This window comes from Streptococcus sp. SCPM-O-B-15277 (M60), assembly GCF_058200335.1.
The window spans coordinates 42,723-56,689 of sequence record NZ_JBYQGR010000002.1 but is presented as its reverse complement, the minus strand read 5'-3'; the positions used below and the strand labels follow the sequence as shown (position 1 = coordinate 56,689).

Genomic DNA, 13,967 nt, shown 5'->3' with positions numbered 1-13,967 from the left:
AAGTGGATTTCATTTGCTTGAGGCTCTATATAAAAGCAAGAGGTGGAAAAAATCTCTCCCACCTCCCTATGTTTATTACCAAACTGGTTGATCCAAGCCGTCTGAAGTTTCTTCGATAACTTTTTTCACTTCATCAGTGTGGTAAGCTGCGATAATTTTCTTGATTGCATCAGCTTTAGGTGATGATTCCCAATCTTTCTTCGCAACGATGATGTTGTACCATTGTTTTGAATTTTCGTCAGCTTGCTCTTTAAAGAGTGCTTTCTTGTAGTCCAATTTTGCTTCTGTAACAAAAGTGTTGTTGACAACAGCTGCATCAACTGATGTCAATGAACGAGCTGTCTGGCTAGCGTCCAATTCAGTGATTTTCAAGTTCTTTGGATTTTCTTTGATGTTTGCGATTGTAGCAAGTTCAGTTCCTGAAACATCCAACTTGATCAAACCAGCAGATTGAAGAAGGTAAAGAGCACGGCTTTCGTTAGTAGCATCGTTTGGTACTGCGATTTCACCGTTATCTGGGATTTCTTCTACTTTAGTGTACTTGTTTTCTTCTCCGTTTTTACCTGAGTAAAGACGGATTGGTGAGATATAAGTATCTGCAATCGCTACAAGATCTTTTCCGTTTTCTTTGTTCCAGTTGTTCAAGAAGTTGTAGTGTTGGAAAGCGTTCAAGTCTACTTCACCATCGGCAGTTGCTTTGTTTGGTTGTGAGTAGTCTGTAAACTCTGTGAATTCCAATTTGATGCCATCTTTTTCAACTAATTCTTGGACTTTGTCCCAGCGTGCTTCTTCTGAACCGCTACGGTTAACAGTCGCAATTTTAACTGTAGTTGTATTGTCTGCTTTCTTGTCTGAATTTCCGCAAGCTGCAAGTGTAAGGCCTGCTACTGTAGCAATCGCTGCTACGCTTAACCATTTTTTGATTTTCATGATTCTTTCTCCTTTAAAAATAATACCGTAATAGTATCTCATACTTTATTTGATTTCGCAAATTGTTATTAGATAGGTAAGGCTATAGTTTGAAACTATACATATTAAGCGAATATTAATCTACATTCACTTCTGTAGCTCTGCATAAAAAAAGCTAGCTAGCTGATTGCTAGATAGCTTTTTAAGAATTATTTACCTTGTCTTCTGCGTCGTGTTGCGATGCCTGCTAAGCCGAGGCTCGCAAGTAAACCGTAAACTCCGAATAGAGTCGTTTGCCCATCTACTCCTGAGTTTGTTCCTGTATTTGGTAATGCTTTCGTAGAAGCTTTTTCTACAGGTTTATTAGCTTCTGCACCTTGAGGTTTATCAGCAAGTTTACGAAGATCAAATTCTGGAAGTGTGTCTTGAACTGGAGCATTTTTTGGTAGACCAATAATCATTCCGTCTTTTTCTGCCAATTTCAGCATATTTTCTGCTTCAAGTACATCTAATAAAGCTTGTAGCTTCGCTTTGGCTTCTGCTAGGGCTGCTTGAGCCAATTTCAATTCAGCTTCCGCTTGGTCACTAACTTTCTGTGCATTTGCTTTATCAGTTTCTGCTTGCTTCAATGTTGTTTCTAAGGCTGATGCTTGACCTTTCAAGGCCATTGCTTTATCGCGTTTTTCTTCTGCATTCTTAATAGCTGTAGCCAATTCTGCTACCTTGGCTTGCAAGGCTTTTAGATTTTGACTTGCTTTAGTTGCCTCTTGTGATTTTGTAGCAACTAATTCAGCTTTTGCTTTCGCATCAGCAGTTAACGTTGCCAAATCAGATTTAGCTTGTTCCAAATCCTTTTTAACTTGTTCACGCGCATTGACTAGATTATTAGCTTGTTTATTTAATTTGTCCAATGTTACTAACAAGTCAGCTTTTTTAGTTTCAGCAGCTGATTTTTTAGCATCTTTATCAGCTTTTTCTGCTTTCAATGATGCAAGTTCAGACTTAAGATCAGCAGATTTGTCAACAACTGTTTTCTCAACATATACAAAGTGATGCTCAGGCAAGAACTTCATGCGTTTACCATAGAAGGTCGGATGCAATTTATCGTCTTCATTAAAGGCATAGAAATTAGAACTGTATTCCTTCACTGTTTCAGGTGTATAGGCATTACTTGTATATGTATAATAAATATTATTAGGATTTTTTCCTTCAATCGTTCCTTGGGCTACACCTACTTTTCCTCCAACCGGTGTAAGAAGGGCTCTGCGGTGTCCGTAGTCGATTCCTTTTATATTATTAAAGTCTGCATACCAAGCTAAAAGGGATTCATAAGCAAACTGTTTATAACTCATAATCTTATCGTAATTATAAATCGTTTGACCATTTTTAACTTCCACAAAGTTTGGTCCACCATCTGTTCCAGGAATTGCATAATTCATTCCAATATTTTCTACACGAACATCTTCTCCATCTGGGTGTGAGAACTTGGTATCATGGCTTAAGACTCCAGTGGTAGCCATTTCATTTGAACGTTCTTCTGCATGTTTAATGTAGGCTTCGTCTAGAGCTAAGTCTTGTGTAACACCATTAGCACGACGGAGTTCATTTGCTAACTCGATGAAAGCTTCTGTCAATTTGCGATTATCCACAACAAACTTAAAGACTGGTCTTGTTTTATATTTGTGATTAACTGCATCATATGGGTTTGCATTATAATCAGCTAAAGCCTTAGTGAAGCGTTTCATTTCTTCAGTTGCTTCCTCTTCAACTTCACGAACACCTTGAAAGTCAACATTTTCCATCAAAGGTTTGCCTGCGGCGTCTCTAGGGCGATTTTTTTTGTTATAGTCATAATCATCCTCAGATGCTGGAGCTTTATGTCCTTGTTCTTCTGGATTCAAGACCTTTTTCAAGACTGTTGGTTTGTAATTGTCAAGTTCCTTTTGTTTTTCTGCTATCTTATTCGCTACTTCATTCGCTGCTTTCGTTTGTTCTTGAAGAGACTGATCGGCTTTTTTAACCTCGCTTTCAGCATTAGAGATTTGATTTTTAAGACTTGCATCAGTCATGCCATCTAGTTCAGCTTGCTTTTCTTTTACCTCTGCTGCTTTAGCGTCACGCTTTTCATTGGCAGATTGGCTAGCTTCTTTAGCAGCAGTTTCTGCAGATTGAGCTGCTGTTGCTGTAGATTCTGCATTTGCCAAAGCTTTGTCAGCTTCTGTTTTTTCAGCGCTCTTCTCAGATGCTACTTTTGATTCTTCTTCGATGATAGCATCAGCATTTTTAGCGATATTGATAGCTTCTTTTGTCTCAGCAACCTTTTTATCAGCCTTTGCTAAGTCCTTTTTAGCCTCCGCTTCTTTTGAAGCTTTTTCATCTACAGACGCTTGAGCTTTCTTAACTTCCTTTTGCGCATCTGTAATCTGTTTTTCAGATGATGATGGCGCAACAGCTTTTTCCTTAGCATCTACAGGCTTTTCATTAGCTTGAACCTCATGATTCATTGCGCCCGCTGCTAACAAAGCCGCAGCTAATGTAAATGAGGATAGAAACTTTTTATGTTTCATAACAATCTCCTTTAAATGTATTATTTATTATTATAACCCATTCCGACGGGCTTTGTCAAAGAATATGGGGCAATCCAGTCGCTTTTTTGAATGTGCTTACATAAAAATACCTCTGTCACTAACAGAGGTATTTTTAAATTATTTAATATCAGCTTCTGCTGGGAGGTAAGAACCACCAAAGAACTGTTGAGACAGTTTTTCAAGAGTTCCGTCTTTGTATAGTTCTTGGATACGTTTATCCACAAATACCTTCAACTCATCTTGACCTTTTGCAAGAAGTGGATATACGTAAGGTTGTTGGTCGCTTGGAAGTTCGATGACTTTCAAGTTATCCAAACCTTGGTTTTTGATAACTGTTTCTACACCGATCTTGTCAAAAATCTTGTAGTCAAATTGTCCATCGCTCAAACGAGACATGATTTGTTGGAAATCTGCCTTCGTATAGTTAAGGATAGTTGGGTTATCTGGGTGTTGTTTGTTGTATTCTTCCAACTGTTTAGCGGATGTTGTTCCCTGAACGACTTCAGTAGATTTTCCACCGATATCATCAAGTGATTTGATGCTGTTGTCATCCTTTTTAACTACGAGAACGTTAGGGTTTTTAGCAGTTGGTGCTGCATAAAGATATTTTTCTGCACGTTCTTTAGTGTAGCTAATGTTGTTAACTGCCATTTGGTAACGATCTGCGTCAAGACCTGCAAAGATCCCTGACCATTCTGTCTTTTCAAACTTGACATCATATTTGTCAGAGTCTTTAAAGATAGCACGAATAACTTCGATTTCGTAACCAGTCAACTCACCATTATCTTCATAGTTAAATGGTTTTGGTGAAGCGTTAGTTGCAACGATAATTTCTTTCTTACCAGATGTTGCTTCACTAGTTGTAGCATCTTTCTTCTCACCACCTGAGCAAGCTGCTAATACACCTGCGGCAACAATCCCTAGGGCAGCAAGTGATGAATACTTAACGATTTTTTTCATGATAATTCCTCCAAAATAAAATACAGTCTTATCTTAACAGAAAAATTAGGATTGCGCCATTATATGATTTCTATATTTGTGATAGGTTTTCTTTATGGCTGATTAAAAGACCAAACGTAGGACTGCTATCAAGACTACTCCAAAGAGAACCGTCCCCACCAGATTGCGGTAACGAAAGGCCACAAAGGCTGTTGGGAAGACTGCTAGAAAGTCTAACCATTTTATCTGTGGAAAGCTCCCGATCTTTCCTGTCACCACACTTGAAAGAATCAAGGCAAAGATAATAGAAACTGGGAGAAATTTCAAAAAGCGCTCTACGATAGGTGGCAAACCCTTATACTTGGCAAGGATAAACGGAATAGTTCTTGGAACCCAAGTCACCAAACCAGAAAAGACGATTGCCATTAAAATATACTTACTGACCATCCAAAATCACCCCCATGGTACAACCTAGCAAGGTCGCAAACAGGACAGCTAACGACTGAGATACTACTGTCAAGAGTACAAAAAAGGAAACAGCAACAACTCCAAGAATGATGAAGAGATTGCGTAAGGGAATCCGTTTCTGCATAATCTGAAACTGGGAAGTGAAAATCCCGATAAACATCCCCACTAGAGCAAAATCTAACCCAAAAACTTCTGGATTTGGCAAAAGGCCACCAAGGGTTGTCCCAACTACTGTCCCAACAAACCAGGCTACATAGCTATTGAGATTGTTTCCATGCATCCACATAGGGTTGACCTTATCCGTATGAACCAGTTCTCTCATCAAGACCCCGTAAGTCTCATCGGTCAAGAGACTAGACATTCCGATATTATGCCAGAGACTAGTGTGGCGGAAATAGGTCGACGCATGCAAACTCAGCAAGAAGAGACGCAGATTAATCAAAAAGACCGTCATAGCAATGGCTGCCACAGGTGCTTGAACTGCTATCAAGGCTATCATGGCAAACTGGGCGCTCCCAGCATAGACAAAGAGGCTCATCAAGCCCATCTCTACAGGGGTTACATAAGGGGAGCCGATAATGCCACAAGCAAGACCAATGCTAATATAACCTAAAGCCGTCGGCACAGCTGCTTGTACACCCTCCCAAAATCCTTTTTCTTTCATAAACCTCCTCATTCTTACAAATACATCATTCTATTGTCACAAAGCGTTCAAAACAAGAACCCTAGGGCGAGTACCATCGAGATTGATCAATACGAATATTATATTGATTATTCCCAGGATTGTCATCATCCTCATATTCTGTAGGATAGACATCAATCCAGAGCTCTCTCTTTTGCCCTTTCAGTTTAACCTTGTAGCGATAACCGTCATCATAGAGCCCTACCGTATCAGTGGTCATGGACTGATAATCTGGAAGAGCTTCAATTTCTGCTTTCATATCTTGGGTTATCTTATAAAGCACTTCCTTCTGTTGAGCCTTGGACGCCACAGGGAAATAAACCGTAGCCCCTTGTAAACGATGCGATTTTGAGAAGGTAAAGGTCACGCGACCACTATAACCTTTCCATTTAAAACTTTCATAGTCGTAGAAAAGGCGCCCGGTTTTATAGAGATAGGGATCTTTTGCATGCCAAGGATTGTGATAGCCTGTTTCTGTCTCTTCTACTATTTCATTAGGTTTTCCAAACACTTTTTCAAAAGATTTGAGGGGCATGTTAAATGAAATAGATTCAAACATGACCAGTTGTGTCTTTTGAAACAGCTGAAAAACCATTAGAGACAGCAATAATACCACTAGGGCAAACGCCATACTGATTGTTTTTTTAAATCTCATATTTCTACTATACTAAAAAACTCTGGCATTTGTCCAAACAAAAAAGCCAGCCACAAGCTGACTCTTTATTCTATGGTATCAAAAGCAAGACTTGGTTTGGCATTTAGCTCCAAGTCTGCAAAGTTTTCTTTGTTCCACTCGCTGACGCTGGCATAGGCAATCATACCCGCATTGTCTCCGCAAAGTCGCAGAGGTGGAATGATGACCTTGACGTCTGTGATTTCAGCTGCTAGGCGTTCTCTAAGTCCTTTGTTAGCTGCCACACCACCAGCCACAACGAGGGTTTTAACAGGATATTTCTCCAAGGCCTTCTTGGTCTTTGCCATGAGAATATCCATAACTGCTGCTTGGAAGGAAGCACACAAGTCCTCTGTAGACAGGCTTTCTCCCTTTTGCTCGGCATTGTGGTGAAGATTGATAAAGGCAGACTTCAAACCTGAAAATGAAAACTCTAGATTGTCTTCCTTAATCATGGCACGAGGAAAGCCATAAACATCCTGACCTTGATGAGCCAATTCGTCTATCTCCCGACCTGCTGGATAGGTCAAACCCATGACTCGGCCTACCTTATCATAGGCCTCACCAACCGCATCATCACGAGTTTCCCCAACAATCTTATAATCACCAGCCTCAGAAACATAAACCAACTCTGTGTGTCCACCGCTAACCAATAAAGCTAACAAGGGGAATTCCAAAGGCTCGACACTTTGAGCTGCCATGAGATGACCGGCCATGTGATTCACAGGGATTAGAGGTAGTCCATGCGCCCAAGCAAAGGCTTTGGCAGCTGATAAACCAACAAGCAAGGCTCCTACTAATCCTGGTCCATAGGTAACCGCCACAGCTGTCACATCGTTTTCGGTAATTCCTGCTTCTGCTAGCGCCTCCTCGATACAGGCTGTAATGACCTCGACATGGTGACGACTAGCTACTTCTGGCACTACGCCCCCAAAACGTTTGTGACTCTCAATTTGACTAGCAATGACATTGGACAAGAGCTCGTTATCGTTTTTCAAGACGGCGACACTAGTCTCATCGCAGGATGTCTCAAATGCTAAAATATATCTATCCTTCATCTATTTCTCTCTTCATGATAATAGCGTCCTCAACCGGATCATGGTAGTAGGCCACTCTCTCAGCGATGACTGCCATTTTTTCTTTCTTGTAAAATGCTTGCGCTCGGTGGTTGGACTTTCTAACTTCGAGGAAAATCTCTTTATCTGTCGGCAATGTTGCAAACAAGACTGAGGCTATCCCCTGACCTTGATAGGCTTTTTTGACAGCAATTTGCAGGACTTCTGCTTCAAAAAGATTCTCCTGAATTGCTAGAAAACCTATCACTTCTTCCCCATCATAAGCTAGAGCATACCAAGTCTGGTCTTGAGACAGGTCTGCTTGAATTTGTTCCAACGTCCAAGGACTGACGGGATAAACATCTGTCATCACTTCGTAGATAGCTTGTGCCTCATCAGGCTGCTGTTGGATTCGTTTGATTTCAATCATAGGCGTTTGATGTAAGATTCTCCAGACTCGGTGTGATTCTTGAGCCAGTTTTCCTCAGCTTCTACACGCTTAAGGTAATTTGGCACAAAGTCATGCAAAGAGTCTGCTTCCTTATCCCAAGCCCAAAGAGCTAGATTCGCTGCATTTGGTAAGGTTTCTTGATAGTTAGCCTGTGGTAATTGCTCTTGAATCTGTTCGACAAAGGGACCCACTTCACCGACAAAGGTTACCTGGTCAGCATCCTTGACTTGCTCAAGGACTTCCGCAAAGGACAGATGCGCTTCTGGAAAGACAGGTTGAGCATGTTCATAAAATCCTGCGTATACATTGTTACGGCGTGCATCCATCAAAGGTACAAGCAACCCTTCTTGTTGGCATGGCACCAGAGACAAGAGACTTGACATGCCCACCAACTCAATGTTTAGGGTATGAGCCAAGGTCTTGGCGGTCGCCACTGCGATCCGCAAACCTGTATAGCTACCCGGCCCCTCTGCTACGACGATTCGATCCAAATCCTTGGGTGTCAAATCTAGATTGGTCATCAAAAAATCAATAGCAGGCATGAGGGTAATACTGTGATTTTTCTTGATATTAATCGTGGTCTCGGCAAGAAGCTGCTTGTCCTCTAAAATAGCTAGAGAAAGAGCCTTGCTGGACGTATCAAAAGCTAATACTTTCATAACACATTCCTATCTTATTGTCTGTTTACTATTATACTACAAAAGCCCTCGCATGGGAATTTTCTTTGTCTTGAAACGAAAATGAGAGTGGGACAGAAATCGGTCATTCGTTAGAATTCGATTTCGTCGTCCCACCTCCGCACAGTTGAGTAGGGCTGTAAAAGCTGATGAAATCAGCCTAGTAGAGCCCACTCAACCACTGCGTCTTGCTCGACAATCCAAAGACAATTGAGAGGCTAGGACTTTTGTCCCAGCCTCAGCACTTAAGTATTCAAGCCAAAGTAAAATACAAACCAGACCACATAGGTCACAAGAAGAAGGAAAAACGAATACAGAGTCACGAAGCCAATCTTCCACAGGAGTTTGGCTTTCCGATACTCTAGCCGAGTATACAAAACATTTCCTCCGTAAACACAGACAACAAATGCCGCAAAGGCCAGAAGACGAATGATAATAGCTAGTTGAAACATATCCTGCCCTCCTTCATAAGGAAAAACCTCTTTTCTAACTTTATTATAGCACGTGATTCTAAAGTCTTCAAATACTTGTATCGGGCAAAATGAAACACATTTCAAGCTCCTTACTTTCATGTTTCCTGCTTTTACTAATTCCCCTTTTTATGTTATAATTGAGATAATTGTAACGAATCAAGGTCAATACAGGCAGAAAATGAAATAGAAACAAACAGCTTCAAGCTGGTAATTTTTTGAATACAGCTGACCTGAAAACAGAAAGGAAACACATGATTTACAAAGTTTTTTATCAAGAAACAAAAGACCGTAGCCCACGTCGTGAAACAACACGCTCACTTTACTTAGACATTGATGCCAGCTCAGAACTTGAGGGACGTATCATTGCCCGTGAACTTGTTGAAAAAAACCGTCCAGAATTCAATGTTGAGTATATCGAGCTCTTGTCAAACAAATTGCTAGACTACGAAAAAGAAACTGGCGCATTCGAAATAACGGAGTTCTAATATGGCCTATACTCTTAAACCAGAAGAAGTGGGCGTTTTTGCCATTGGTGGTCTAGGAGAAATCGGTAAAAACACATACGGAATCGAATACCAAGACGAAATCATCATCGTTGATGCAGGGATTAAATTCCCCGAGGATGACTTGCTTGGTATCGACTACGTTATCCCTGATTACTCTTACATTGTCGAAAATATCGACCGCGTCAAGGCTCTCTTGATTACACACGGACACGAGGATCATATTGGTGGGATTCCTTTCTTGCTCAAGCAAGCAAATATCCCTATCTATGCAGGTCCACTAGCTCTCGCTTTGATCCGTGGAAAACTCGAAGAGCATGGCCTTTTGCGCAATGCTACACTTCACGAAATCAACCACAACACTGAGTTGACTTTTAAAAATCTTAAAGCAACTTTCTTTAGAACAACTCACTCGATCCCAGAGCCTTTGGGAATTGTTATCCATACACCTCAAGGAAAAATCGTCTGTACCGGTGACTTCAAGTTTGACTTTACACCAGTTGGTGAACCTGCAGACTTGCACCGTATGGCAGCCCTAGGTGAAGACGGAGTGCTTTGCTTACTTTCTGACTCGACAAATGCTGAAGTGCCAACCTTTACAAACTCTGAAAAGGTCGTTGGTCAGTCTATTATGAAGATTATCCAAGGTATCGAGGGACGTATCATCTTTGCATCCTTTGCCTCAAATATCTTCCGTCTACAGCAAGCGACTGATGCCGCTGTTAAAACAGGGCGTAAGATTGCTGTCTTTGGACGTTCTATGGAGAAAGCTATTGTCAACGGGATTGAACTAGGCTACATTAAGGCACCAAAAGGAACCTTCATCGAACCAAACGAAATCAAAGACTACCCTGCAGGCGAGATTCTTATCCTCTGTACAGGTAGCCAGGGTGAACCTATGGCAGCCCTCTCTCGTATCGCTAACGGAACTCACCGTCAAGTGCAACTCCAACCTGGCGATACGGTTATCTTCTCATCCAGTCCAATCCCAGGAAACACCACTAGCGTTAATAAGCTGATTAACATCATTTCTGAAGCTGGAGTTGAAGTCATCCATGGTAAGATTAACAACATCCATACATCTGGACATGGTGGCCAGCAAGAGCAAAAACTCATGCTCCGCCTCATCAAGCCAAAATACTTCATGCCTGTCCATGGTGAATACCGCATGCAAAAGGTCCACGCTGGACTAGCTGTAGACACTGGAGTAGAGAAGGACAATATCTTTATCATGAGCAATGGTGATGTGCTTGCCCTCACTGCAGACTCTGCTCGTATCGCAGGTCACTTCAATGCCCAAGACATCTACGTCGATGGAAATCGTATCGGTGAAATCGGAGCAGCAGTCCTAAAAGACCGCCGAGATCTATCCGAAGATGGTGTCGTACTTGCTGTCGCAACAGTAGACTTCAAGTCTCAGATGATTATTTCTGGCCCAGATATCCTCAGTCGTGGATTCGTCTACATGCGCGAATCTGGTGACTTGATCCGTCAAAGTCAACGCATCCTTTTCAATGCTATTCGTATCGCTTTGAAAAACAAGGATGCCAGCATCCAATCAGTCAATGGCGCTATCGTAAACGCTATTCGACCATTCCTTTACGAAAATACTGAGCGTGAACCAATCATCATTCCGATGATTCTCACACCAGATGAAGAAGAATAATACAAAACTCTCTGAAGCTTAAAGGCTTCAGAGAGTTTTTCTTATTTAACAACAAGATCGTAACGAGTTTTGCTGGTGAAAGTTTCACCTGCTTTGAGAATGACTTGATTTTTAAGGTCACTGTGAATAGCATCTGGCAAAGCCTGTGCTTCAAGAGCAATTCCATTGTGCTGGATCATTGGTTGACCAGCGATGATGACACTCTCATCCACAAAGTTCGCTGTATAAACTACAAAGCAAGGAGCTTCTGTCTTAAAGAGTAAGAAACGACCTGAACCTTGGTCATACAAGAAACCAGCATTGTCATGTCCTTCCGGAAGAGCAAATGGGTGATCCAAACCAGATACGAGTTGGATTTGCTCATCTTGGTCTGCAAAGATATCTTTCAACAAGGCGCCATTGTAGATGTGTTTAACCACATCACGATTAGCATCTGGGATCTTAGCTGGAACACCGTCCGGAGCGATTGGATAAATACCTTCTGTATTTAATTGGAAGACATGACGATCAACCGTCTGAGTAAAATCGCCTGACAAGTTAAAGTAGCTGTGATTGGTTGGATTAACCAAGGTATCTTGATCTGTCGTTACCTTGTAGCTGATTTCATAGGCACCCGTTTCTTCCAAGTAGTAGCTAATCCAGATTTTAAGATTTCCAGGGAAACCTCCTGTCCCGTCTTTTCTTTCCGTGTAAAGAGTCAAGCCATGGTCACTTACTTCGACTAGTTCAAATAAGCTAGAATCCCAACCTGTTGAACCACTGTGGTTGCAGTTGCTAGCATTGTTGACTTCGAGTTCATAGGTCTGGCCATTGAGTTCGAATGTTGCACCTGCGATACGACCTGCCACTGGACCTACACTCGCTCCATGTTTAGGGCTATTTCCCACATAGCTGTCAAAATCATCAAATCCTAGGATAACATTGGCAAAATTACCAGCCTTATCTGGAGTTACATAGCGTAGAATCGTTGCACCATAGGTCATGATTTCTAGTTGGTAGCCTGCTTCTGTTTCAAAGCAATAAGCGACAACATCCTTGCCATCAACTTTTCCAAATACACGTTCTGTGTATGCTTTCATCCCTATCTCCTTATTATTTGAATTCGTGAATAATGACACCTTGAACAACACGGTTTACGGTACCTGTTGGTGATGGTGTATCCGGTCTATTTCCAACCTTAAGCGAAGTCAAGAGAGCAAACAATTGACCGTAAACAATATAAGGGAATACGCGATAAACATCATTTAAAACGCCACCGCAGCCAAGCGCTACTTCCTTCACATTCTCAAGTCCAAAGACTTGATCGCTTAAAAGCACGACACGACGAGCAATTTGATCCCCTGCAACTTCACGAACCAAGTCCAAGTCATACTTGCGAGTATAGTCTGTTGTAGTACCAAATACTATGACGACAGTATCTTCGTTGATAAGAGATTTTGGACCATGACGGAAGCCAACTGGACTTTCATACATAGTCGCCACTTGACCAGCAGTCAATTCCAAAATTTTCAGCTGTGCTTCATGAGCAAGTCCGAAGAATGGACCTGCACCCAAGTAGATGACACGGTTAAATTCTAGGTCAACCAACTCTTTGACATCTGCTACATTGTCAAGAACTTTGCGAGCAAGACTAGAAAGCACTTCAAATCGTTCAGCTTTAACGGCAAATTCGGTTGGATCAAAGACCAAGAGTGCTGTCAACATCATAGAAGTAAAGCTTGATGTCATCGCAAAGCCAGCATCGTTAGAAGCTGCAGGTTGCAAGAGCAAAAGGTTGCGGTCATCACCATGGGCTTGAAGAGCTAATTCCCCTTCAGCCGCACATGTGATAGTCACTTGATAAAGTTCATCAACCAATGCCTTAGCCAGCTCAACTGTTGCTACACTTTCAGGCGAGTTTCCGCTACGTGCGAATGATACCAAAACAGTTGCCACATCTTTTTTCAAATAAGTTTGTGGGTTTGCAACGATATCTGTTGTCGCAATAGCATTAAAATTCCATTTACGTTCATCATAGACTTCCTTGAAGTAAGGAACCAAGGTATCACCTACATAAGCAGAAGTCCCAGCACCAGTCAAGATAACCTTGATGTAGTCATGTTTATCTGCAATGCCTTGCAAGAAAGCTGCAATTTCATCGCGTCGTGCTTGATAGGATTCAAAAGCTTCCTTCCAAACATCTGGTTGTTGGTAAATTTCGCGTGTGGTGATCTCTGCTCCCAACTCAAGCAAATCTTCTTTTGTATAATCTAGCATTGAAAACCTCTAATCTAATATTGTTTCATGATTGAAAACATGGGAATGGGAGTCGCTCCCATTCCCATGTATATTTTCTATAAGATGATTTAACGTTTTAACGCAATCACATCTTATACTCAATGAAAATCAAAGAGCAAACTAGGAAGCTAGCCGAAGGCTGTACTCAAGTACGGCAAGGCAAAGCTGACGTGGTTTGAATTTGATTTTTGAAGAGTATTATTCATCTTCATCGTCATCGAAGCTAGCCAATAAATCATTAACTTTCACAATGCTTTCTGAAGCACGACTCTTATAGTCCGCATCCATGCCTGTTAGGCTTGCATTGATAAATTCAATAACCATTGGAAGATTCATCCCTGCATACAGTTCAATGTCGCGACCTTCCATAATCAGACGACTCACCACGTTACATGGTGTTCCACCAAGAAGATCTGCAAAGACTAGGAAATCATCTAAACCTTCAACAGCAGCTTCAAATTTAGTAGTAAATTCTTCTGGTCCATCTTCTGGAAGAAGAGCCACCGCATGAATGTTATCTTGTGGCCCCATAATCATTTCTGTGCTACCTTTAAGTTCTTCACAGAAACGACCGTGACTCACTAAAATCAATGATTTAGTCATAAA

The 13,967-nt window shown here is 41.4% G+C and carries 15 protein-coding genes; 2 read left to right on the top strand and 13 right to left on the bottom strand.

The genetic code is table 11. The features are described 5' to 3' along the window. Window positions 1-75: 75 nt before the first annotated feature. The 10 genes from AC3E9F_RS03725 to AC3E9F_RS03680 form a co-directional block, all read right to left on the bottom strand. Window positions 76-930, bottom strand: coding sequence for a MetQ/NlpA family ABC transporter substrate-binding protein (locus AC3E9F_RS03725; RefSeq protein ID WP_263394249.1), 855 nt, complete (start codon window positions 928-930; stop codon window positions 76-78). 188 nt (window positions 931-1,118) lie between these two features. After that, window positions 1,119-3,476 (bottom strand): hypothetical protein, encoded by a 2,358-nt coding sequence (locus AC3E9F_RS03720; protein WP_263394248.1) that lies wholly within the window; start codon window positions 3,474-3,476, stop codon window positions 1,119-1,121. Window positions 3,477-3,614: 138 nt separating this feature from the next. Continuing rightward, window positions 3,615-4,457 (bottom strand): amino acid ABC transporter substrate-binding protein, encoded by an 843-nt coding sequence (locus tag AC3E9F_RS03715; RefSeq protein WP_263394247.1) that lies wholly within the window; start codon window positions 4,455-4,457, stop codon window positions 3,615-3,617. Window positions 4,458-4,559: 102 nt separating this feature from the next. After that, complete coding sequence (locus tag AC3E9F_RS03710) at window positions 4,560-4,883, bottom strand: AzlD domain-containing protein (protein ID WP_490672819.1); 324 nt, start codon at window positions 4,881-4,883, stop codon at window positions 4,560-4,562. Next, window positions 4,873-5,568 carry an AzlC family ABC transporter permease gene (locus AC3E9F_RS03705; RefSeq protein ID WP_490672818.1) on the bottom strand — a complete coding sequence of 232 codons (696 nt, stop codon included), beginning with the start codon at window positions 5,566-5,568 and terminating at the stop codon, window positions 4,873-4,875. The genes AC3E9F_RS03710 and AC3E9F_RS03705 overlap by 11 nt, the downstream gene beginning before the upstream one ends. A 61-nt stretch (window positions 5,569-5,629) precedes the next feature. Next, complete coding sequence (locus AC3E9F_RS03700) at window positions 5,630-6,241, bottom strand: hypothetical protein (RefSeq protein WP_263394244.1); 612 nt, start codon at window positions 6,239-6,241, stop codon at window positions 5,630-5,632. Window positions 6,242-6,306: 65 nt separating this feature from the next. After that, window positions 6,307-7,317, bottom strand: a complete 1,011-nt coding sequence (gene tsaD / locus AC3E9F_RS03695; RefSeq protein ID WP_263394243.1) for a tRNA (adenosine(37)-N6)-threonylcarbamoyltransferase complex transferase subunit TsaD — start codon at window positions 7,315-7,317, stop codon at window positions 6,307-6,309. Continuing rightward, window positions 7,307-7,744, bottom strand: coding sequence for a ribosomal protein S18-alanine N-acetyltransferase (rimI, locus tag AC3E9F_RS03690; RefSeq protein ID WP_263394242.1), 438 nt, complete (start codon window positions 7,742-7,744; stop codon window positions 7,307-7,309). Before rimI ends, tsaD begins: the two co-directional genes overlap by 11 nt. Further along, complete coding sequence (gene tsaB / locus AC3E9F_RS03685; RefSeq protein WP_263394241.1) at window positions 7,741-8,424, bottom strand: tRNA (adenosine(37)-N6)-threonylcarbamoyltransferase complex dimerization subunit type 1 TsaB; 684 nt, start codon at window positions 8,422-8,424, stop codon at window positions 7,741-7,743. Before tsaB ends, rimI begins: the two co-directional genes overlap by 4 nt. A 263-nt stretch (window positions 8,425-8,687) precedes the next feature. Further along, entirely contained in the window at window positions 8,688-8,894 is a 207-nt protein-coding gene (locus AC3E9F_RS03680; protein WP_263394240.1) for a hypothetical protein, read from the bottom strand. A gap of 272 nt (window positions 8,895-9,166) precedes the next feature. Here AC3E9F_RS03680 and AC3E9F_RS03675 point away from each other — a divergent pair, with 272 nt between their 5' ends. Further along, on the top strand, window positions 9,167-9,400 hold the full coding sequence (locus AC3E9F_RS03675) for a DNA-dependent RNA polymerase subunit epsilon (RefSeq protein WP_490672817.1): 234 nt from the start codon (window positions 9,167-9,169) through the stop codon (window positions 9,398-9,400). Window position 9,401: 1 nt separating this feature from the next. After that, window positions 9,402-11,084, top strand: coding sequence for a ribonuclease J1 (gene rnjA, locus AC3E9F_RS03670; RefSeq protein WP_490672816.1), 1,683 nt, complete (start codon window positions 9,402-9,404; stop codon window positions 11,082-11,084). A gap of 41 nt (window positions 11,085-11,125) precedes the next feature. Here the strand turns inward: rnjA and AC3E9F_RS03665 are convergent, their stop codons facing one another. From AC3E9F_RS03665 to AC3E9F_RS03655, 3 genes are all read right to left on the bottom strand, one after another. Beyond that, window positions 11,126-12,163 (bottom strand): aldose epimerase family protein, encoded by a 1,038-nt coding sequence (locus AC3E9F_RS03665; RefSeq protein ID WP_490672815.1) that lies wholly within the window; start codon window positions 12,161-12,163, stop codon window positions 11,126-11,128. A 13-nt stretch (window positions 12,164-12,176) separates the two neighbouring features. Then, a complete protein-coding gene (locus AC3E9F_RS03660; protein WP_490672814.1) occupies window positions 12,177-13,340 on the bottom strand; it encodes an SIS domain-containing protein in 1,164 nt (387 codons plus the stop codon). Window positions 13,341-13,559: 219 nt separating this feature from the next. Continuing rightward, entirely contained in the window at window positions 13,560-13,964 is a 405-nt protein-coding gene (locus AC3E9F_RS03655) for a PTS sugar transporter subunit IIA (RefSeq protein ID WP_490672813.1), read from the bottom strand. Between the last annotated feature and the right edge of the window lie 3 nt (window positions 13,965-13,967).

Bases quoted from the DNA above. Each gene is read 5' to 3' on its own strand.
- AC3E9F_RS03725 (WP_263394249.1), bottom strand. From the start codon at position 930: ATGAAAATCAAAAAATGGTTAAGCGTAGCAGCGATTGCTACAGTAGCA.
- AC3E9F_RS03720 (WP_263394248.1), bottom strand. From the start codon at position 3,476: ATGAAACATAAAAAGTTTCTATCCTCATTTACATTAGCTGCGGCTTTG.
- AC3E9F_RS03715 (WP_263394247.1), bottom strand. From the start codon at position 4,457: ATGAAAAAAATCGTTAAGTATTCATCACTTGCTGCCCTAGGGATTGTT.
- AC3E9F_RS03710 (WP_490672819.1), bottom strand. From the start codon at position 4,883: ATGGTCAGTAAGTATATTTTAATGGCAATCGTCTTTTCTGGTTTGGTG.
- AC3E9F_RS03705 (WP_490672818.1), bottom strand. From the start codon at position 5,568: ATGAAAGAAAAAGGATTTTGGGAGGGTGTACAAGCAGCTGTGCCGACG.
- AC3E9F_RS03700 (WP_263394244.1), bottom strand. From the start codon at position 6,241: ATGAGATTTAAAAAAACAATCAGTATGGCGTTTGCCCTAGTGGTATTA.
- tsaD (WP_263394243.1), bottom strand. From the start codon at position 7,317: ATGAAGGATAGATATATTTTAGCATTTGAGACATCCTGCGATGAGACT.
- rimI (WP_263394242.1), bottom strand. From the start codon at position 7,744: ATGATTGAAATCAAACGAATCCAACAGCAGCCTGATGAGGCACAAGCT.
- tsaB (WP_263394241.1), bottom strand. From the start codon at position 8,424: ATGAAAGTATTAGCTTTTGATACGTCCAGCAAGGCTCTTTCTCTAGCT.
- AC3E9F_RS03680 (WP_263394240.1), bottom strand. From the start codon at position 8,894: ATGTTTCAACTAGCTATTATCATTCGTCTTCTGGCCTTTGCGGCATTT.
- AC3E9F_RS03675 (WP_490672817.1), top strand. From the start codon at position 9,167: ATGATTTACAAAGTTTTTTATCAAGAAACAAAAGACCGTAGCCCACGT.
- rnjA (WP_490672816.1), top strand. From the start codon at position 9,402: ATGGCCTATACTCTTAAACCAGAAGAAGTGGGCGTTTTTGCCATTGGT.
- AC3E9F_RS03665 (WP_490672815.1), bottom strand. From the start codon at position 12,163: ATGAAAGCATACACAGAACGTGTATTTGGAAAAGTTGATGGCAAGGAT.
- AC3E9F_RS03660 (WP_490672814.1), bottom strand. From the start codon at position 13,340: ATGCTAGATTATACAAAAGAAGATTTGCTTGAGTTGGGAGCAGAGATC.
- AC3E9F_RS03655 (WP_490672813.1), bottom strand. From the start codon at position 13,964: ATGACTAAATCATTGATTTTAGTGAGTCACGGTCGTTTCTGTGAAGAA.